The sequence below is a fragment of the Lysinibacillus sp. BNK-21 genome (assembly GCF_048684915.1).
GTDB lineage: Bacteria > Bacillota > Bacilli > Bacillales_A > Planococcaceae > Lysinibacillus > Lysinibacillus capsici.
On sequence record NZ_JBLQTS010000001.1, the window covers coordinates 2,971,936 to 2,993,263 of the forward strand.

Here is a 21,328-nt window from a genome sequence, read left to right on the forward strand (position 1 = left end):
ACCCTAATTACGAAACCGATTGTTTTGCTCTCCAGTCAAAACAATCGGTCCTATCCTGTAGGAAGCTAAATGTTTAGAGCTTCCGCAGTTACTGTTTTTAATGGACGTTTAATGTATCGTCCACTGCCAAGTACACCTACAAATTCTTTATTTTTAATGACATATTCCCCACGTACGAGTACACTAACAGGCTCACCTGTTACCTCCCAGCCTTCATATGGGTTATAGTCCACATTCATATGATGTGTTTTAGCTGAAATTTGACGCTGCGCCTCTGGGTCAAAAATGACGATATCCGCATCTGAACCAATTGCAATCGTTCCTTTTTGCGGGAATAAGCCAAATATTTTTGCGGCACTAGTAGAGATCATATCAACAAATTCATTGATGGAAATTCTGCCTTTTGCCACGCCCTCAGAGTATAAAATACTGAAGCGGTCTTCAATGAATGGTCCGCCATTTGGAATTTTCGAGAAATCATTTAAGCCTAATTGCTTTTTACCTTTAAAGCTAAAGGAGCATTGGTCTGAGCCAATCGTCTGTAGCTGTTTTGCCTTTAAGGCATTCCATAAATGTTCTTGATGATATTTAGGACGAAGTGGCGGTGACCAAACATATTTGGCTCCTTCAAAGCCTGGTTGCGATAATGCGGATTGATCGAGCGTTAAATACGGTGGACAAGTTTCACCATAAACATCATAGCCCTTTTCACGAGCGGCAATAATTTCATCTACCGCTTCTTTACATGTCACATGCACCACATAGAGCTTCGCACCAGCTATATGCGCTAATTCGATAGCACGCTTTGTTGCCTCTCCTTCCAATTCCGCTGGACGAGTTAGTGCATGATAGATCGGTTCCTTATGTCCAGCACGTCTTGCCTCCTCTACTAGCTCATCTATAACAGAGCCATTTTCACAATGGACCATCACTATCGCACCAAGATCCTTAGCGATTTTAAAGGCTTTAAATAGTGTACGATCTGTCGCTTGGAATTCTTTTGCATAAGCCATGAAGACCTTGACAGAAGTAATGCCCTCTTGCTCTAATAATTGTGGTAATTCAGCTTCGGTTTCAGGTGTTAGATCACCAATCATCAAGTGGAAGCCATAGTCAATAGCAGACTTTCCTTTTGCCTTGTCGTGCCATTTCTCTACGGCTGTCGATAATTTTTCTTCTCCTGCTGTTAAACAGAAATCTAAAATAGTAGTTGTCCCACCAAAAGCCGCTGCAATAGTGCCTGATTTCCAGTCATCATCCGTCACCGTGTTATTGAATGGCATGTCTAAATGCGTATGGGGATCAATGCCACCAGGCAATACGTACTTGCCTGTAGCATCAATTATTTCAGCGCCAGCATCCGTTAAATTTTGTCCAATTTGAACAATTTTACCGTTCTCAATTAAAATATCTGCCTCAAATACATCAGCAGCAGTTGCTACTCGTCCACCTTTAATAATTTTTTTCACTATGCCTCTCACCCTTCATCACAAAATTAGAGAATGCTTGATAGTTAATGCAGTGTATATGTTTCGCCCATACTAAACTTCGTTTGTAGCGTTAACACCGTTTCCAATAAAATATCTGCGCCCTTTGCACAATCTTCAAAGGCTGTTTCCTCTTCTTCACAATGACTCTTGCCTTGAATGCTTGGAACAAAAATCATCGCGGAAGGAACCATACTTGCCATATACTGTGCATCATGCCCAGCGCCACTAAACATACGATGAGATGAATAGCCAAAGCTTTGACAAGCTCTTTCTACTTCATTGCAAATCGCACTATCAAAATACACGGTATCTCTGCCCCATAACTTGACAGGCTGAATATGGCATCCGCCCGCTGTCTCAGGAAGCGCGTTGAGAATATCCTCAACCTGTTGCATGACCTCTGGCTTTTGATGACGTGAATCAATTGTAAATGTCACCTTATTTGGGATAACGGTATGAATATTCGGGGAAACATTCATACGACCAAAAGTAAAAACAAGTTGTTCGTCAATTTTTCCTAATTGTTCATATAGCTCTTTAATGATGGTTGATGCCACAATCATTGGGTCTTTACGCATTGACATTGGGGTTGTACCTGCATGGTTTGATTGCCCACTAATTGTAATTTCATAGCAGACCATGCCTAGCACACCTTCAACCACACCAATTTCCTGCTGTTTTGCTTCTAATACTGGCCCTTGTTCAATATGCAATTCGATATAAGCAAGTGCCTCCTTCAGACGATTGGTTTGCTCTCCCTCATAGCCACTTGCTTGTAAAGCTTGTTGAAAACGAATGCCGTTTTTATCCGTAGATTGGAGCATTTTTTCTTTGTCAAATTTTGAGGTAATGACGCCTGAACTCATCATGGCTGGATCAAAACGTGCCCCTTCTTCATTCGTGAAATTGATAATCGTAAGAGGAATGTCCACTTCGATATCATTTTCCTTTATTGTTCGAATGGCCTCGATCGCTGTTAGTACACCTAACACACCATCAAATCTTCCACCTTTTTCTACTGAATCTAGATGGGAACCCATGACAATGGGTGGCACATTCTTTTTACCAGGAAGAGTGGCGTAAATGTTGCCCATATCGTCCACCTGAATATCCATTCCTAACGCTTTGCAACACTCACAAAAATAGTTTCTTGCTAATACATCCTCATTCGAAAGAGACAAACGTGTGACACCACCATTTTCGGTGGCCCCAAATTGACTAAATTGTTCAATTAACTCTTGCAATCGTCTACTATTACATTTATACATATGCAAGTCCTCTCTTTCACAGTAGTTAATAAACATTCTAAAATAGATAAAATTTGTGAGATATGGATAGTAAACTAAAAAAATATGTGCAACTGCACATCATATATGGTAAGTTATGTTCATAATTAAGGGGGGAACGTATGGGGACGATTCGTAAAATTGTAGAGGGAGTTCATTTCCCAATGCTCACATTAGTCGCTGGACATAGTGGTACGTATCGCAGAGTTACTGGTATTAATGTTGTGGAAAGCAGTGATTTAATCATGTTTTGTAGACCCAATGAATTAGTCGTCACAACAGGTATTAATTTAGATGCGCAGCAAGACTCCTTGGAACATCTTGTCAAACAGGCATACACGAAAAAAGTAGCTGGCTTTATCATTAATACAGGACCATTCATTCCTAGCATTCCAGAAGCCGTCATCTCTTTTGCCAATCAACATGATTTCCCAATTTTTCAAATGCCATGGAATTATCGCATTGCTGATCTATTAAAAACTACCTTTCAATTTATTGCCAATCACCATCAAGAGCTTTCTATCGAAGAAAAGGTTCTTTTCAATCTACTATTTCATTACAAACAAAACACTAACACAATGAAAGATCAACTAGCACAGCTAGGATTTCCTCAAGGAAGAGAATTAGCGATCATAACTTGTACAACCATTGGCTCCAAAGCAGCTATTGACCGTTATGAGGTCATGATCCAATTCGCTTTTCAAAATCGCTATCAACGCTTCTTAAAATTAAAGCATAAAAATCACCTCATCTTTTTAATTGATAAAGCACAAATCAATACACCTAATATACCCTTCTCAAAAGTTGTGGAAGAAATCTATGAAAAAATCACGCTAAAAAATGGTTACTTGGATATTATTATCGGTAAAGGTAACTTTCATAAAGAGCTAGAAAATGTTCGCCAAAGCTATGATGAGTCTTTAACCGTCATCCATTTAGCACAGCTTCATAACAATCGTTATTTGTATAAATACAAAGAAATCGGTGCCTATAAAATATTGATGGCTGTGAAAAATCAGCCCCTAATGAAATCGTTTAGTCAGGATATTTTAGGACAACTTTACCGCTATGATGAACTACATGGGACAGACTATGTACCTTTTTTACGTATTTTTGTTGAGGAAAATGGCAGTACAAGCAGGATTAGTGAACGTCAATTTATACATCGAAACACCGTCCTCTATAAAATTAAGAAAATTGAAATGCTATTAGATATGGACTTAAGCAATCCCTTTACGAAGACTAATTTGTATATTGCCTTTTTAATTGAGGATGTCTTAATGCATCAATAGCCTGTCACAACATTAAATTAACTGAATTATCTTTCTCATTAAATACTCCTTCTAAAATTCTTGAAGCATACATATAAAGTACAAATGGGGGCGACTGCGCATTTTTGTTGTCCACATCTGAGGAAAACATATGCATGCTAATCAACTACCTGTTTAGAAGGAGTGAAGCTTCGTGACAAATGTAACAAGTCCCAATTGGCAAGTAAAAGATGAACAATTCGTATGGCATTCTATGAAGCCCTACAATCCAAATGCAACAATGATCGTCCAATCCTCTAAAGGGGCATGGATTACTGACATTGAAGGCAAGCGTTATTTAGATGCAATGGCAGGTTTATGGTGTGTGAACGTTGGCTATGGACGTGAGGAGATTGCCAAAGCTGCCTATGAGCAATTGCTAGAAAATACGTATACCCCATTATCTGTTGGGCATATCCCTGCTATTCAATTAAGTGAAAAAATTAATGAGCTTTTAGGGGATGATTATGTCGTCTTCTTCTCCAATAGTGGCTCCGAGGCAAATGAGGCAGCCTTCAAAATAGCTAGACAATATCATCAACAAAAAGGTCACGTCAATCGAACGAAAATTATTTCTCGTTACCGGGCCTATCATGGTAGCTCGATGGGTGCTCTTGCAGCAACTGGACAAGCTCAACGAAAGTATAAATATGAGCCACTGGCACCAGGTTTTTTACATGTCTCTCCACCTGACGCTTATCGTGCCAATGAAGACCATATTCAAAGTAAGGACCCTTGTGCATTACCATCCGTCCAAGCAATCGATCATGTCATGACTTGGGAAATGTCAGATTCCATAGCAGCAGTCATTATGGAGCCTATTATTACTGGCGGTGGTGTAATTATGCCCCACGACAGCTACTTACAGGGAGTTAAAGCTGTTTGTGAGAAGCATGGCGCACTACTCATTGTCGATGAAGTCATTTGTGGTTTTGGTCGTACAGGCAAAGCTTTTGGATTCCAAAACTACGGCATCCAGCCTGATATTGTGACTATGGCAAAAGGCTTAACCAGCGCTTATATGCCACTGTCTGCTACAGCTGTTCGTCGTGAAATTTATGAGGCGTTTGCTGGAACTGAGGAATATGACTTTTTCCGTCATGTCAACACATTCGGTGGATCACCAGCAGCATGTGCCGTCGCATTAAAAAATATTGAAATAATGGAAAAGGAAAATTTATTTGCCCACTCGGCTGCACTAGGTGCTACATTACTCACTACATTACAGGAGCAATTAAAGGAGCACCCGAATGTTGGGGATATTCGTGGGAAAGGCTTATTAATTGGCGTAGAGCTAGTACAAGATAAAGATAGCAAAACACCCCTCGACATTACACTTGTGAACAAAGTGATCACACAATGTAAGGAACAAGGGTTACTCATTGGGAAAAATGGGGTAACCGTGGCAGGTTTCAATAATGTGTTAACCTTATCTCCTCCTCTGATTATTTCCTCAGACGAGAAGAATTTCATTGTTGAAAAATTTGTACAAGCCTTACATTCTATTAAACTGTAGGAGGAATAGCTAGATGGTAACAAATACAGACATACAGGATTTAGGTCATTTTATCAATGGACAAACAGTTCTAGGGAAAAGCGGTCAGTTTTCAGATGTTTACAATCCAAGCACAGGTACTGTCATTGCTCGTGTACCTTTAGCAACAAAACAAGAGGTACAGGAAGCGATTGCTGCTGCCCAAGCGGCTTTTCCTGCTTGGCGTGCCTTATCAGTTGGTAAACGAGCTGAAATTATCCTTAGATTCCGCCAACTCATAACAGAAAATATCGATGAACTAATTGATATGATTTGTACAGAGAGTGGCAAAACGATTGAGGATGCCAAGGGCGAAATTACTCGCGGTTTAGAATCTGTTGATTTAGCTATCAATGCCCCCCATTTACTTAAAGGAGAGTATTCGGTGAATGTTGGTGGTCATATCAATGCCTACTCTCTGAAAGAACCATTAGGCATTGTAGCGGCTATTTCACCATTTAATTTCCCTGTCATGGTACCGCTAGCAATTACAAGTATGGCGGTGGCTGTAGGAAACTGTGTGATTCTCAAGCCGTCAGAGCGGGTTCCTTGCTCAGCATTATTTTTATCAGAGCTGTGGAAAGAGGCAGGCTTACCAGATGGGGTTTGGACTGTTATTAATGGAGACAAAGATGCTGTTAATGAGCTGTTATGCCATCCTGCCATTGAAGCGATTTCCTTTGTAGGCTCTACGCCAGTTGCAGAAGCCATTTATGCTACAGCCTCTAAACATGGGAAGCGTGTTACAGCACTTGGGGGAGGTAAAAATAATATGGTGGTTATGCCAGATGCTGACCTAGAGCATGTAGCAAATGCCTTTTTAGGTGCTGCCTATGGAGCTGCCTCCCAGCGTTGTATGGCACTGTCAACCATTATTCCTGTTGGGGAGGATACAGCCAATAAATTAGTGGGTATTCTTGCCGATAAAATTGCCAAATTAAAAGTGGGTCCCTATACAGATGCCGAAGTTGATTTTGGACCAGTCATTACTCAGCAATCAAAGGATGCCATCATTGGCTATATCGATCGTAGCCTAGAAGAAGGCGCAACACTGGTCTGCGATGGGCGAAATCCGGAAATTTCCAAACAATCGAACGGTTTCTATCTTGGACCTACATTACTCGATCATGTAAAGCCTGGAATGGAAATTTATGAACAAGAGGTTTTTGGACCTGCACGTAATGTCGTCCGCGTGGCATCATTAGAGGAAGCTATAGCCCTTATTAATGCCCATGAATTAGGAAATGGTGTAACCATCTTTACGAACAATGGTGCAGCAGCTCGAAAGTTTACCACTGAAATTGAAGTAGGTATGGTAGGTGTCAATGTACCCATTCCTATTCCAGTAGGCTATCATAACTTTGGTGGCTGGAAACGTTCAAGATTTGGTGAGGGGCATATGTTTGGACCTGACCAAGTACGTTTCTTCACAAAAGCGAAAACCATTTCAGAAAAATGGATAGAACAAGGGAATGACGTTACCTCTTCCTTTGCATTTCCAAGTAATCAGGACTAATCCTAAAAAATAAATATTCGCGTAGTCAATAGCTACGCGAATATTTTGAAAAAACTGACGCAAAAACATGGTCACTAGTTTTTACAGTTTAACTATTTGTTCTCTTTTTTCTCTTCCGTTTTTCTTACTTCTGAGAAATCTGTTTCTTCTCCAGCCTCCATGCCATAGCTAGGATTTCTATCCATACGAGTAAATGTATCTACATCATCCTCGTCTTCAAATCGCTTTACAAGAATTGGAATCGAAATTAGCCCAGCAAGACCAACGAGTGCATAAACCCAACGAGATAAGACCGCCGTTTGTCCACCAAATAAATAAGCCACTAAATCAAATCTAAAGAATCCAATGAGTCCCCAGTTGATTGCACCTATAATAACTAGTACTAAGGCGATTCTATAAAGCACGCTCATGTGTACACCTCCTTTATTTTCAATACTCCAAGCTATATTTCTTAGCAGGGAGGTGTCATAAGAAGCGATAAAATGACAAAGACTAGTCATTACAACCGCCATTTTGACGGTCTTATTTTTTGCAATAACCTCTTTTTTATACTGTGTACAAATGGCGAAATGACGTACTCTGATGAATGGCGTTACTTGGATAAATTTTTATGTGTCTGCTCATGCTGAAGCAGCCATTCTTTGCGCCACATCCCGCCTCCATAACCTGTCAGCGTTCCATTGGAGCCGATAATTCGATGACATGGCACAACAATGCTGATATTATTTTTACCATTCGCACTACCAACAGCCCTTACAGCTTTTTCATTGTTAATAGCAATGGCGATATCCTTGTATGAAGCCGTTTCACCAAATCCTACACTCGGTAAAACATGCCAAACAGCTTGTTGAAAATCTGTACCTCGAAAAACATAAGGAAACGAGAACTCCTGACGATCACCTAGAAAATACTCATGCAATTGCTTAACACATTCTAGTAAAACTTCAGGTGTGTCTTGCTGAGGAGCATTGACGACCTGCGCTCGCTCTGCAAAGTTAATGGTATCAATTGCTGTATCACTTCCCTCAACTTCTATAATCCCAATTGGTGATGAATAATCTAATTTATACCGTTTCATACAGTGACCTCCATAAATAAAAGGTGGCATAAGCTTGCCAGCCTTGCCAATGTTCCGCATAGTTCTTTAATTCTTCAATTGTTGGTTTTCGTTCTAATGCTAGTTGTATTTTTAAAGCATTATGTAGACCTACATCTGCTATAGGAAATGCTGTCGGTTGTTGCAGACATTTCATAAGCACATAATCTGCTGTCCATGCACCAATTCCTCGAATGTCCATTAATCGTTTTTTCATGGCTTCGTAGTCCTCTTGTTGCCACAGCAAATTTTTTGTCAATTGTCCGCTTGCGATAATTTTGGCAATTTCAATAATGTATTCTGATTTCCTCCGTGTAAATTGGAGGTGGATTAAATCATCTACCTCAATAACGGCTATTCTCTCTGGCGTTGGAAACAGCCAGTAGCTTTGCCCCTCAAAGTAAACATATTCTCCAAAATGCTCGACAAATCTCTTTTTTAACATATAGGCAAAAGTTAAATTTATTTGTTGACCAATAATTGCCCAAACTAATGCTTCAAATAAATCAGGAATCCCGATTAACCGTAATCCGTTATATTTCTTCACAAGTGGCTTTAGGATTTGATCGTTTTCAGCCATCTGGTAATACCCCTGCAAATCCTTTGTTAAATCAAACCACTCTGCGATATATTGTGCGATGATCGCCTGTTCATGGCTAGCTGGCTGTTGCATTGGAAATATTACTATTATTTTATGTGCTTGTTCAGTTATTTCACATAAAATAAATTGTTCATCAATCTTCAATAATTTGTAGAGCACATCATCCTTTATATGGTGAAGTATTTCGTGATGTGAGCGCTTTAAGAACTGCAAACACTCTCTATAATTAAATGCTTGTGGTAACTCGATAACTAAATAGCCAACATCGTTTGTCCATTTCATATCATGTCCCCCTGCAACGATAGGTTACGGTATTCTGTAGGCGAACAATTTTTCAGCCGTCGAAAAACTTTATAAAAATTAGATGGGCTTTGAAAGCCAGCTTCATAACATATTTCTAAATTTGTAAAGTCGGTATGTTTTAATAGATGGGCAGCCTTATCAATTCTGATTTTCTCTAAATACGTTCGAGGCGTCTCAGCAGTCTCTTGTTTAAATAGTCGTTCAAGGTGAAAGGGACTGAGGCCAACATGCTCCGCCATATCCTGTAAAGTCACTCTTTGTTTATATGCGTTCATAATAAAAGTCGTGACATTTTTAATCAATTGCGTGTGTGGGGAATGTTCGATTTCAGGCTGACATCGTTTACATGCCCGATAGCCAGCCGCCTCTACCTTTTGGATATCTTCATAAAATTCAACATTCATCTTTTTCGGCTTTCTGGATTTACAGGAAGGACGGCAATAAATCTTAGTAGTTTTAACCGCTGTATAAAAAAGCCCATCATAGGTTTGATCACATGTTATAATCTTTCCCCACTTTTCCTCAAAAGATAAATTGATGGCATTGTCCACGATTATCTCACCCCATTCCCATCGACTATATATATAACGCAGAAGTATCTTGGTCTTTTAATAATTGTGCAGCATGCTGTGTTAAATGCGCAATTATTTTATCTGAAAGTGCATTTCCAAAGCTAAAGCGTTTCACCCCTAATTCTTTTAGTAGCTTGACATTCGTTAAACTAGGTAATGAAAGAAGATTAATGGGCGCATTTATATTACGAGTCATCGCGCTTATTTCATTGGCATCTGTTAAGCCTGGGATAAATATACCACTTGCTCCGCTCTCAATATAAGCTTTTGCTCTTGTTATTGTTTCTTCAAATGGTTGCTCTAATTGAAAATACGTATCTGTTCGAGCATTAATAAAGAAATCTTTATAGCCATGATTATCTAATTCTTTCCTCATGTTTGTTAATAAATAACAGTGTTCAATTATGCTCCTTAAGCCTGTTTGATGTTTAAGGGAATCTTCAATGTTAATCCCTGCTACTCCTACATCTGCCGTTCTCAAAACATTGTCGATAATACTTTGTTCATCATGGCCATACCCCGCTTCTATATCTGCTGATACGGGTATCTTGACTTGCTCTGTAATGGATTGAATAATTGTTAGATGTCGTTGAAAATCGATTTGTTCACCGTCTGCATAGCCAAGTGAGTTCGCTATGCCCCAGCTTGTTGTACCGATTGCTTGAAAGCCTGCCTTTTCTAATGTTAATGCTGATATAACATCCCAAGCATTCCCAATAAATAATAGCTCTTGTGAAAAATGTAAATCATAAAATTGCTGAATTTTTGACATAATATAAGCCTCCATGCTGTTTGTTAGACCTTATATTATCAGGAACTATCCTTTTATTTCGTCCTCAATCTTGCTATTATGGTCTATAATAATGTTTTAGCAAATAACATGGAAAATACAATAGTCAGAAAAATAAATTTATTCACACTTATTATCCTAGTTATGTTCGCTCTCATCCCCCCTGTTAGCGCAATAGCCCAACAGATAAGCTGCTAGATCCTATTGTGTTAGGACAGCATTTAATTCCAAAATGGTCTCCATCGAAGATATATTGAGTGATGTCCATGATCATTCTTTTGTGGCTAGAAATCAATCGTATCCATTCTTCTGGCATACGAGAGATACTATTTGGTTACGTTTAACCATGGATAATATTTGAATAGATAAAAATGAATCCCATTGGCTAGAGGTAACAGATAAACTAGATAGCATTGATATGTATATCATTATTGGAGTGACTTGCTTTGTGATGGGCGATACAATTCATTCCTTATTATCTAGATGTGACAAGGCTTTATATCAGGCCAAACACCATGGTAGAAATCGTGTGGAATTTTTACTGGATCATACAAAACCGGAGACGAAAATAGAGGCGTCATTATCTTGACGCCTCTGTTTCCCTGTTTACATATTGATTTGTGAATAATCAACTTGTATAAATAGTAAAAAACTATTCGCAGCCTTTTTAGCTATTCATCATTATGTTTAAAAAAAGCTGGCTTTGGAAGAAACCAATGTTAGTTCTAAACTAAATTAAGTAAGTGCCTGTTCCTTGGAAAGCTTTCGTTGTAAAGCAATTTCTCGGCGTTTTTCTTTCGTCACACGCTGCCAAATGACTACTGTAATGAATCCAATAATAGCTAAGCCTAATAAAATACCAAAGAATACTTTATAGCCCGCTGTGCCACCCCAGTAATCTAAACAAGCACCTGCAATAATTGGCATAAAGATTTCACCACTATAACCAATTATCATCAGTGGCATGGACACAGTTCCTGTTGATTCTACTGGATAATCGCCTTCTACTAGAATTGCAAAATGCATCGCTTGCAAAGCATACATAGATGTATAGATAATCCCAATGAACACTAAAAGCATAAGGATAAAAGAAGCTTTTCCTGGTAATAAAATGAGCCCTACTAAACCAAGTGCTAATAAAATATAGCCGATTAACACCATATTCGACACACCAATCCGGTCTCCTATGATTCCTGCACTAAAACTACCAATTGGACGACAATATTGCGAGAAGTAGCCCAAAGCCGCAGCAATTAACGTAGACGCACCAAATGCGGCCGTTGCATAAGGTGTAATGTAATAATAGCTAATAATCATCGCGTAGGACGTAAAGATAAGTATAGTCGCAAGCCAGGTAGTTGGCATCTTCAACACTTTCCAAAGGACTGCCCAATCAAACGTTTTACTGCTCTCTCTATCTTCTGGACTGACAGTTGCTTGATCTGGATCTTTATACAGCATCATAATCATGAGGCCCAACAAAAGACAAATCACAGAATACACCGTAATAACTGCTGAAAGAGCCATTTTATCACTCATATGTTTTGCAAAAAAAGCAAAGATCCCTAAAATCACAGCAGATTGAATAATGTTGGTTACACCACGTCCGCCTTCAAAAAATCCAAAAGCTTTTCCTTGTTCATTTTCAGAGCCTAAAGAACGAACCGCTTTTACTAATGCTCCCCAGAACGTCATAATGGACGTGATTCCCCAAGCAGCATGAATCAGTAGAAGAACTGGATAGGGTGGATACAATAATAATGTAAACCCTAATAATCCTGTGGCTACTAAAGAAATGGTTAATAAATATTTCGTTTTCCAACGATCTGCACAAAATCCTCCAAAAATATAGGAAATTAAACAACAAACACCATACGCACTACCAAGTGTCCCCATTTGTGTATTGGTTAAATGAAATGCATCCAGAAAGACATCATAATAGTAGTTTCTAAAATAAGGCAATGCGTAAATTAATGCACCTGAAACAGCTAAAATAACTAAAGTAGCTGTATTCTTTTTTAACTTAGCCTCCATATGTTTACCCCTTATATGTTATTTACAAGCCATGACGTTTAATTTTTTGATTCCATTCCTTATGGAAGACTTGTTTGTCATTTTCTTTGATGGCCATTTCCCCAACAATTTGGAAGTTTTCCTGATCGGATGTTTTGGTAACCGTAATATCAGCGTCAATCCACCAGCCTTCACGACCAATTTTCATTTTTTGATAGATTGTATACTGAGCTGACAGTGGATCAGCATTCGTTAAGGTTAATTCTCGTTTTAAATTATGTTCTACAGTAACATCAATATCATCAAAGCGATAAATACCTTCTCCAAATACGCCTCCAACCCCATCTGTAATACATGTCCATGTATCTGTTAAAATATCATAGGATATCGAACGATCGACTCTGCCTTCTTGCAGTGTTGTGATTGGCGTTAATGGTGCACTTTCAGCATTCATATTAGGTCCTACTACCTGCTGACCATGGAAGGTTGGCAATGATAAGGTAGCCGTTTCTAGATTTAATGTCAATGTAGCGTCTTCTGGCATTGGCCAAAACATCGGCCAAAACGTTGTAGCTAAGGATAGGCGTAAACGATGCCCCGCTTTAAATTGATGGCCACAGCAATCTAACTGAACAAAGGCCTTCACTTTTTCACCAGGTGTTAACAGGTCAACATGATCATGCCCATTTAAGTGTGTCAGGTTCATCACGCCATAGGATACACGAGTGACAGCTCCATCGGGTGCTACGTCTGATAGCTGTGCAAATAGCATTGCATGTGGTTTGTCACTCATTAATTCCACTTCAAATTTTGGATAGCCCACAATCTCTAAGGCTTTCTCTAGCCTATCCGTTTCAAAAACCATGGCCATTCCATCATCTAATCGTTGGTCTGCTGGACTTTCACCTAGTACGCCAGCGCCCATCCATTCACCAGATAAAAGTCCATGATTTTGAGGAGTTTTTAGTAGGACTTGCTCTTGTTGCTCACTGCGGTTTTCTACTAGTTTTCCATGTGTCAGTTGATACACCTTAGTTTGTATCGATTCCGCTGCTGGCCACGATTCTAAACCAACCCAATAGCCTTTGCTGATTGGTTTCTTAACGGATGGCTCCATGCTCTCTTCTACCCAGACATTCACCATTGGTCCATCCATTACATCGTTGTCTATTCCTTTTAACCAATGATCCCACCATTTCACAGCTTCTTGTAGAAAGCCCATTGCTGGACCCGGCACTCCATCGTGGGGATAAACATGTGCCCATGGGCCAATGATGCCTTTTCTCGGAACAGAAAGCCCTTCCATTAAACTTAAGACTGTGTTTGTATAGGAATCTTCCCAGCCATCTAGCGCAAAAACTGGGATTTCTATGTCTTGATAATTCTCACAAACTGAACCATGTTTCCAATAATCGTCTCTTGTTTGATGCTCCATCCATTGTGCCATCCATAAAGGCATATTTTCTAATCGTTCCATCCACTTATCACGCCAGCTATCGCCAACAATATGTGGATCAATTGGACGTAACTGGTAGGCTAACATAATAGCGCCCCACCAGAAGTTATCATTTAATAAACAACCACCCTTATAGTGAATGTCATTGTTATAGCGATCATCCGTGAAGCCTACGGTAATAATCGCCTTTAACGCCTTTGGTCGACGAGCTGCTACTTGTAGAGAATTAAATCCGCCCCACGATTTCCCCATCATCCCGATATTGCCATCACACCAGCTTTGGTTAGCAATCCATTCAATGACTTCAAGGGCATCATCCTGCTCTTGCTTTAGATATTCGTCCTTTAATAAACCATCTGACTCACCTGAACCTCGCATATCCACTCGCACAACAGCATAACCATGTCCTGCAAAATAACCGTGCATAGGCTCATCTCTTGCTCTTGTCCCATCTGTTTTACGATAAGGAATATACTCTAAAATGGCTGGTACTTTCTCTCCCAATTTTACATTTGGTAGCCAGATACGACTTGAAAGCCTTGTGCCGTCTGCTAACTCGATCCATGTGTTTTCAATCGTTTCATATGTACACTCAAATTGTGTCACAATTTTTTTACTCATTGTATAATCCTCCCCTTGTGTCTAAGTGCAAGACTCCTAGTTATAACATCCTCTTCGTCTAATTATTCCGAATCTTGATTATTTAGTAATCATGATTATAAAATAATTGTGATTAGTATATCACCTGAAATTCTAATGCACAACTCTGAAAATGACAAAAGCTAATGCTATAATGAAAGAAGATAAATAAAATTGCTATGCTATAATAAGTTTAAATTAGCTACAAGAAGGTAAATATATACATTTAATTAATGATTTTACAGTAATTAATTGTTTGTTAGGGGGATATTACTTTGAAGAAAAAGGAAATACAAAGGAGTCGTATGTGGAAATACTTTGTAGATGCCACTGCGGAAATCATCGAAGAAGAAGGGCTGGAAAATGTCACAATCCGAAAGGTTGCTGATAAAGCAGGTTACAACAGTGCTACTATCTACAATTATTTTTCAGAAGTCTCGCATCTTCTATTTTTTGCATCGATGAGATGCATGCAAGACTATACCAACGAAGTTGCTCGCTACATAGAAAGAGGCAAAGATCCTATTGAAAAATACTTATTGGCTTGGGAGTGCTTTTGTCAATATTCCTTCAAACAACCTCAGATTTTTCACGCAGTCTTTATCATGGATTTAGGGGAAACACCAGAAGCACTATTGGAAAATTATTATAATTTTTACCCCAATGATTTAATCAATATCCCTGATGATTTAAAGACCATTTTATTTCAACACAGCCTAACGAAACGAGGGCGTTCTATGTTAGAGATCGCTTTAAAAGAAGGCTACTTAACTGAAGGCAATGTTGATGCCATCAATGAAATTACACTATTAATTTGGCAAGGTATGTTTACAAACCTATTGAATAATCGCAAAAGTTATGATGCCAACCAAGCAACGGCAATCACTATGAAATATATTACAGAAATCGTTCGTAATGCTAACCTTTTTGATGAGCAAACTAAAAACAAGCAATGAGAATCATACTAGCAATTGCCTTTCTTTAAACGCTTATACAATACGTAAAAACCCCTTCTAGCAATGCTAAAAGGGGTTTCTGCTATTTTTGCCAATGATTTAGTTCCTTTAACAATTCGGGTAGCTGCAATTTCTTTACATCGATAGGTGGTAATGCCTTAATAAACTCTTTCCCATATGACTTACTAGTAATTCGTCGGTCTAGGACAATAAAAGCTCCTTTATCCTGCGAAGAACGTATTAATCGACCAAAGCCTTGCTTAAACCTCATGATCGCTTCTGGTAAGGAAAGCTCCGTAAAGGAATTGCGGCCTAGAGTAGTTAGATGCTTTGCCCTCGCCTTAAAAACAGGCTCTTCTGGTGAAGAAAATGGTAATCGTACGACAATAACAGAGGCAAGTGCATCTCCTGGAACATCTACCCCCTCCCAAAAACTGTTTGTGCCAAATAGAACGGCATGACTAAATTTTTGGAAGGATTTTAGAATGCGCATACGGCTACCGCCTGTAACACCTTGTGCAAATAGCATGTAATCATCTAATAGTTCACTATCTTGGATAAGCTCAACTGTTTTTCGTAGCATATCCTGTGCTGTAAAGAGTACAAAGCAACGCCCTTCTGTCATTCGAACAGTCCGCGTAATTGCATGGGCAACAGCCTCAATGTATTCTTCTTGGCTGACATGCTGAATATCTGGCATATCGGTGACGATAAATGCCTTAGCCCCAGCATAGTAGGCTGGTGGAGCTTGTAGTTTCAAGACTTCAACATTATCAGAAATGCCTAACTGGCGTGTAACAAAGCGCTCATTGCCTGGTACCGTTAATGTGCCTGATGTCCAAACAATACTTGCTTGCTGACGTAATGGTGCTAATACTTGTTCAATTATCGGCGTCACATTGACAGGCTTCTTAAAAACATGGAGACTGCCAGGGACACTCCGTACATCAAATTCTAACCAAACAGAATTGCCTTCCTGTGGTGACAGAAAAATATCGTCCCATTCAGCAATTTTTATCTTCACTTCTCGAATCCAATATTGCCATTCAGATAATACATATTGATCGTTTTTATCTAGCTGCTCAATCGCATTTTCGAACGACTGTGTAATGCTAGTAGCGAGATCCAGCCATTGCTGGGTTAGTTTGCTTACTTGTGCAAACGTTTCTTTCGCAAATGAAACATCCTCTAAAAACAAGGTACATTTACTACCTGCTTGTTTCCCTTTCATTTGCTGTTGCAATTTTTGAATAGTTCTCTGGATTGTTTCATCAAATGTCCGCTGCAAACGTATGAATTGTGCATCAAGATGCTGTAAATTTTGCATGGCTACTCGCTGTTTTTTCTTCGCTGCCTGGCAAAACTGTTGAAATAGAGCCGTGTCCTCCATCGTACCAATTTGTCCAAAAATATACTTCCATTGTGTATAGGAGAAGACTACTTCATCCTGCTGCATAGCTGCCTGAATAAATTGATGCGCCTCGTCAATAATCCAGCCATCTATTTCTGTAAAAAGTGGTGTTTGACGCACTAAATCACTTAAAACCATGGCGTGATTCGTTACAATACAGTCAGCAACTGCACTGTTCTTTAAAGCTTGCTCATAGAAATCAAAGCCCTTTGAAGGCTTGTCATTCGGTATTTTTCGGATTTTCTCTAAAAACAGTTGTCCGCCCCCAGAAACATTGAGCTCGCTCAACACACCAGTCTCTGTTTTGGTCAACCACACAAGTATTTGTAAAATAGTAAATGTATCATCATAGGATTCATCAGCATATGCCATACATTGCTCAAAGCGATCGAGATCAATATAATGCTGCATTCCCTTCAGCACACACAAATTCACCTTTGTCCCAAGGATTTTTTCGATCTTTGGTAGCTCTTCTTCTACAAGCTGTTCTTGTAAATAGGAAGTATACGTACTGATGGCAATCTTTTTATTGACAGCACGGGCAAATAAGATGGCTGGAAGTAAATAGCCAGCAGTTTTACCAATACCTGTAGAAGCTTCAATCACGCACTCCTGTTGTTCATGTAATGCCCGCCAAATCGTGTCCATCATGTCAAATTGTGCAGGACGTTCCTCAAAATTTGGCAGTGCCTTTGACATTAAAGTTATTTTCTCATCTACTGATTGAGGGTAGGCAATCGTTTCTGTCACATGCTCATGCTTATTTCGGCCATTGCCAATCGCAAAATTACGGTAATAATGTACATTTTCGCGGCCCGTCGTATGCTGGCGCTTAATTTGCAACGCCTCAAAAAAAAGCTGAGAAATATTTGATTTTAAGCGAAAGGAACGCTTATGCATCTGTTCAAGTGTAAGCTGTGGTAAACTTAGTAGCTCCTTCCAGCAATGCTTGAATAGCTCCGCTGTCGCGCGAGCATCGTCATCCGCTCGATGTGCATTTGCTAACTCAATATTTAAATCGGCCGCTAAATCCCCTAGCTTAAAACCAAGGGACATAGGGAACAAAATTTTAGCTAGTTCCACCGTATCCATTTTTTTACCCTGCCATTTCGGTAGTCCAGCACGTTTAAACTCTGCTTGTAAAAAGGATAAGTCAAAATCTGCATTATGTGCAACAAATACACAGTCAGCAAGTAGCTCATATATGTAATCCGCATGCGCTTCAAATGGGAAGGCATCCTTTACATCCTCATTCGTTATATGCGTTAAATCTTGAATGAAAGTTGGAATAGCTTTCCCCGGATTTATGAACTTCGTATAGGTACGCTCAATTTCCCAATCCTTCATAATAACAATGGCAATTTGAATCATCCGGTCCCCATTGGCTGGTGAATGACCAGTTGTCTCCAAATCTACAATTGCATATTTTTGACTTTCCATCATACATCTCAACTCACAGTTCACATTAGATAAGTTGAATTTTATCATATTATTGGCTCTGCGGCATCCTTTCTCCTCTTTGTTGAATCACCGCATCCATACAAAAAACGCAACCTTGGAGAAATCAATCCCCTAAGGTTGCGTTGTGGAATCGTTATGGAGTGCTTACTCAAACAACGTTACGCTTATTGTTTTTTTGCTACATCAACAATACGATCTTCAGTTGTTGTTTTCACTTCTTTTAATGATAATAAGTGTTCTTGGAAATTTTCCCAGTCAGATAAACCTAAATCTGTTACGTGACCTTCTTCGTAAATTTTTCTAAATACTTCATAGCCATCCCCACCTTGCTTAGCAGTAAAGGCGTTTGTTGCTACTGTATATGTTTTATCATCTTCAAATGCTACATACTTACCTGTTGCTTGATCTAAGTATTCAAACGATACTATTCGAGAGCCTGCTTCTTTTGAAGAATCATATTGTAATTTTGCACCTGCAATTTGTAAGAAGCCTCCAAATTGATTTGGTGCTTGTCCTACAGATAGTTCAAATGCTTCTTTTAATTGAGCACCTGTTATATCCATAAGTGCTAATGTGTTACCAAAAGGTAGTACTGTCATAACATGACCTACAGTAATTTCACCTGCTGGAATCGTCTCGCGAATACCACCACCATTTGTAAATGCCATCACAACTTTTTTATCTGAGTATTGTTGTGATTTTGCTAACATGCCATCTGTAATGAGATTACCTAATGCCGCTTCTTGTGTACGTACTAATTCACGTGATCCATCTAATGCTTCATTAAGTTTTACACCAATCTCTTGTTTCATGATTGCATCTACTTTTTCTTTAAACGGTGCAAGTTTTTCTAATGCCGCTTTATCCTCTGCTACTTTACCAAGGTCGATTAATTCACCATTATATTCAGTCACAACACCATTTCCATCAAATGTTACATCTAGTGTACCTAAATACTTTACATACTCATTAGCTTGTACAATTAATGTAGCCTCTTTTGCTTCGCCAGCTGTATTTGTATCTACGATAAATGGTTTGTCTAATTTTGTATGATCATGTGCACCTACAATAATGTCAATACCATCTACATTTTTTGCTAATAGTTGGTCATTATCTATATTCGCATTATCTTCAAATCCAATATGTGTTAAGGCGATAATTTTGTTAACCCCCATACCTTCAAAAGCCGCTACTGCTTTTTTGGCCTCTTCAATGTAATTTGAGAATGTTACTTTATCTGGAGATGCAACAGCTTTTGTTTCTTCTGTTGTTAAACCAAAAATACCAACTTTTTCTCCATCAATTTCTTTTACAATACCAGAATAAATTTTACCATTTTCAGGTTCACTTGAAATTAAGTCTGTAAATAAACCAGTGAATTTATCATCTGCTGAGAAATCTGTATTGGCATCCACAAATGGGAATTTAGCCCCTTTAACAAAATCCGCTAATGCTTGATGACCTTCAGGAGAGGCACCTAAATCAAATTCATGGTTACCAAATACCATTGCATCAAAGCCAATTTCATTTAATAGCGCTAGATCTGCTTGTCCATGGAATTCATTGAAATATAATGTACCATTAAATGCATCGCCAGCATGTAATGTTAAAACATTTTTCTTTGCTTCCCTTTGTTCTTTTACAGCTGTCGCCAATTTAGGTAATTCATTTGCATGAGCATGTGTATCATTCACATGTAAAATCGATAATGAGAAGGCATCTGCTGGTGTTTCTGGAGTCTCTGGAGTTTCTGGGTTTGATTTTGTTAGAGCCTCAGCAATGAATGTTGCCAGTTGTCCACGTGTAACTTTTTCACTAGCCTCATGATTTTTTGCACTTTCTAGCTCTGGTAATGTTGGGATTGATGCTAAAATTTTTGCTAAATCACCATGTGTAATTGTTTGGTTTGGACGGAAAGTATTATCTCCATAGCCTGTAATGACATTTAATCCTACAAGGGCTGCAATTGAGCCATAATAAGGATTTGATGCACTAATATCCGTAAATTTTGGATCCTCTACTTCTTTTGTATCCAATTTTAATGCGCCTGCAATCATTTTTGCCGCTTGTCCACGTGTGACATTTGTATCTGGTTTGAATGTACCATCTGGGTAACCACTAATAATCCCTGCTGCATAAAGTGTAGAAATGCCTTCAAAATCTGCATGACTTTCCTTTACATCCGAAAAAGGACTTGCTGCTGATGCTGGTACTACCGCTACCGCTGTTACAGCCAATGCTGCTGCAGTTACTGTTAAAAATTTGTTACGTTTATTTTCCATGACAAATGATACCTCCACTAGTAAAATGATGTACTAACAACTAAATTCTACATAAATATGACGCAAAATACTAGAACATTTGTAAAATTATAATTTTGTTAACTAGTTTAATAGTAATAAAAGCAAATTTTTGCCAGTAACTTTTGGTATAAACGTAATCGCAAAAAAGGAGGATTGGCTATGCTTTGCCATCCTCCTCTCTAGTATTAATTTATTCTATGGCTGAATTCACATCACAGTTGCTTCTGGCTCGTGTGCGATCATTTCCTTAATTGTATTGCCCTCTCCCATGATGGCTACAGTTGGTTGATGGTCTTTTGCCTCATGATTATCCACATACACATAGGAAATAATAATGACAATATCACCACGCTGCACAAGTCTTGCTGCTGCGCCATTAACACAAATGACACCTGATCCTCGTTCACCAGCTATAATATATGTTTCAAAACGAGCGCCATTATTGTTATTAACAACATGTACTTTTTCGTTTGCCAGCATACCTACTGCATCTAAAATATCTTCATCTATTGTTATGGAGCCTACATAGTTTAAATCTGCCTGTGTCACTGTTGCACGGTGGATTTTACTATTCATCATCATACGTAACAT

Annotated in this window: 17 protein-coding genes; 5 read left to right on the forward strand and 12 right to left on the reverse strand. The window is 38.9% G+C overall.

The genetic code is table 11. From position 1 onward, the window contains the following. Positions 1-65: 65 nt before the first annotated feature. Positions 66-1,469, reverse strand: a complete 1,404-nt coding sequence (hydA, locus tag ACMGGO_RS15270) for a dihydropyrimidinase (protein ID WP_279494484.1) — start codon at positions 1,467-1,469, stop codon at positions 66-68. Between the two features lie 44 nt (positions 1,470-1,513). Beyond that, positions 1,514-2,758: a Zn-dependent hydrolase gene (locus ACMGGO_RS15275; RefSeq protein ID WP_259419173.1), complete on the reverse strand. Its 1,245-nt coding sequence runs from the start codon at positions 2,756-2,758 to the stop codon at positions 1,514-1,516. A gap of 140 nt (positions 2,759-2,898) precedes the next feature. Here ACMGGO_RS15275 and ACMGGO_RS15280 point away from each other — a divergent pair, with 140 nt between their 5' ends. The 3 genes from ACMGGO_RS15280 to ACMGGO_RS15290 all read left to right on the forward strand — a co-directional run bounded on the left by ACMGGO_RS15280 (position 2,899) and on the right by ACMGGO_RS15290 (position 7,136). Then, on the forward strand, positions 2,899-4,068 hold the full coding sequence (locus ACMGGO_RS15280) for a PucR family transcriptional regulator (protein WP_048389885.1): 1,170 nt from the start codon (positions 2,899-2,901) through the stop codon (positions 4,066-4,068). Between the two features lie 172 nt (positions 4,069-4,240). Beyond that, the gene (locus ACMGGO_RS15285) at positions 4,241-5,602 is read left to right on the forward strand and encodes an aspartate aminotransferase family protein (RefSeq protein WP_279494481.1); all 1,362 of its coding nucleotides are present in this window, start codon (positions 4,241-4,243) and stop codon (positions 5,600-5,602) included. A gap of 13 nt (positions 5,603-5,615) precedes the next feature. Then, positions 5,616-7,136 carry a CoA-acylating methylmalonate-semialdehyde dehydrogenase gene (locus ACMGGO_RS15290; RefSeq protein ID WP_420282019.1) on the forward strand — a complete coding sequence of 507 codons (1,521 nt, stop codon included), beginning with the start codon at positions 5,616-5,618 and terminating at the stop codon, positions 7,134-7,136. 92 nt (positions 7,137-7,228) lie between these two features. Here ACMGGO_RS15290 and ACMGGO_RS15295 read toward each other — a convergent pair whose 3' ends face one another. The 5 genes from ACMGGO_RS15295 to ACMGGO_RS15315 all read right to left on the reverse strand — a co-directional run bounded on the left by ACMGGO_RS15295 (position 7,229) and on the right by ACMGGO_RS15315 (position 10,480). After that, positions 7,229-7,546 (reverse strand): DUF378 domain-containing protein, encoded by a 318-nt coding sequence (locus ACMGGO_RS15295; RefSeq protein WP_048389879.1) that lies wholly within the window; start codon positions 7,544-7,546, stop codon positions 7,229-7,231. Between the two features lie 182 nt (positions 7,547-7,728). Next, the gene (locus tag ACMGGO_RS15300; RefSeq protein ID WP_420282020.1) at positions 7,729-8,214 is read right to left on the reverse strand and encodes a methylated-DNA--[protein]-cysteine S-methyltransferase; all 486 of its coding nucleotides are present in this window, start codon (positions 8,212-8,214) and stop codon (positions 7,729-7,731) included. Next, positions 8,201-9,115 (reverse strand): DNA-3-methyladenine glycosylase, encoded by a 915-nt coding sequence (locus ACMGGO_RS15305; RefSeq protein ID WP_319840126.1) that lies wholly within the window; start codon positions 9,113-9,115, stop codon positions 8,201-8,203. The genes ACMGGO_RS15300 and ACMGGO_RS15305 overlap by 14 nt, the downstream gene beginning before the upstream one ends. Further along, complete coding sequence (locus tag ACMGGO_RS15310) at positions 9,112-9,687, reverse strand: bifunctional transcriptional activator/DNA repair enzyme AdaA (protein WP_420282021.1); 576 nt, start codon at positions 9,685-9,687, stop codon at positions 9,112-9,114. Before ACMGGO_RS15310 ends, ACMGGO_RS15305 begins: the two co-directional genes overlap by 4 nt. 25 nt (positions 9,688-9,712) lie before the next feature. Then, positions 9,713-10,480 carry an isocitrate lyase/PEP mutase family protein gene (locus ACMGGO_RS15315; RefSeq protein ID WP_048389871.1) on the reverse strand — a complete coding sequence of 256 codons (768 nt, stop codon included), beginning with the start codon at positions 10,478-10,480 and terminating at the stop codon, positions 9,713-9,715. 469 nt (positions 10,481-10,949) lie between these two features. On the opposite strand from ACMGGO_RS15315, the gene ACMGGO_RS15320 reads away from it, so the two are divergent. Next, positions 10,950-11,087 (forward strand): hypothetical protein, encoded by a 138-nt coding sequence (locus tag ACMGGO_RS15320; protein ID WP_404804231.1) that lies wholly within the window; start codon positions 10,950-10,952, stop codon positions 11,085-11,087. A gap of 146 nt (positions 11,088-11,233) precedes the next feature. On the opposite strand, the gene ACMGGO_RS15325 is transcribed toward ACMGGO_RS15320, so the two are convergent. Continuing rightward, complete coding sequence (locus ACMGGO_RS15325) at positions 11,234-12,532, reverse strand: MFS transporter (protein WP_279494477.1); 1,299 nt, start codon at positions 12,530-12,532, stop codon at positions 11,234-11,236. Between the two features lie 22 nt (positions 12,533-12,554). Next, positions 12,555-14,588 carry a CocE/NonD family hydrolase gene (locus tag ACMGGO_RS15330; RefSeq protein ID WP_420282022.1) on the reverse strand — a complete coding sequence of 678 codons (2,034 nt, stop codon included), beginning with the start codon at positions 14,586-14,588 and terminating at the stop codon, positions 12,555-12,557. A gap of 323 nt (positions 14,589-14,911) precedes the next feature. On the opposite strand from ACMGGO_RS15330, the gene ACMGGO_RS15335 reads away from it, so the two are divergent. Further along, a complete protein-coding gene (locus tag ACMGGO_RS15335; protein WP_054550961.1) occupies positions 14,912-15,562 on the forward strand; it encodes a TetR/AcrR family transcriptional regulator in 651 nt (216 codons plus the stop codon). Between the two features lie 82 nt (positions 15,563-15,644). Here the strand turns inward: ACMGGO_RS15335 and dinG are convergent, their stop codons facing one another. From dinG to panD, 3 genes are all read right to left on the reverse strand, one after another. Further along, positions 15,645-18,416, reverse strand: a complete 2,772-nt coding sequence (gene dinG / locus ACMGGO_RS15340; RefSeq protein ID WP_259950041.1) for an ATP-dependent DNA helicase DinG — start codon at positions 18,414-18,416, stop codon at positions 15,645-15,647. A 182-nt stretch (positions 18,417-18,598) separates the two neighbouring features. Next, positions 18,599-20,716 (reverse strand): 5'-nucleotidase C-terminal domain-containing protein, encoded by a 2,118-nt coding sequence (locus tag ACMGGO_RS15345; RefSeq protein ID WP_420282023.1) that lies wholly within the window; start codon positions 20,714-20,716, stop codon positions 18,599-18,601. A gap of 228 nt (positions 20,717-20,944) precedes the next feature. Next, positions 20,945-21,328: an aspartate 1-decarboxylase gene (gene panD, locus ACMGGO_RS15350; protein WP_009370842.1), complete on the reverse strand. Its 384-nt coding sequence runs from the start codon at positions 21,326-21,328 to the stop codon at positions 20,945-20,947.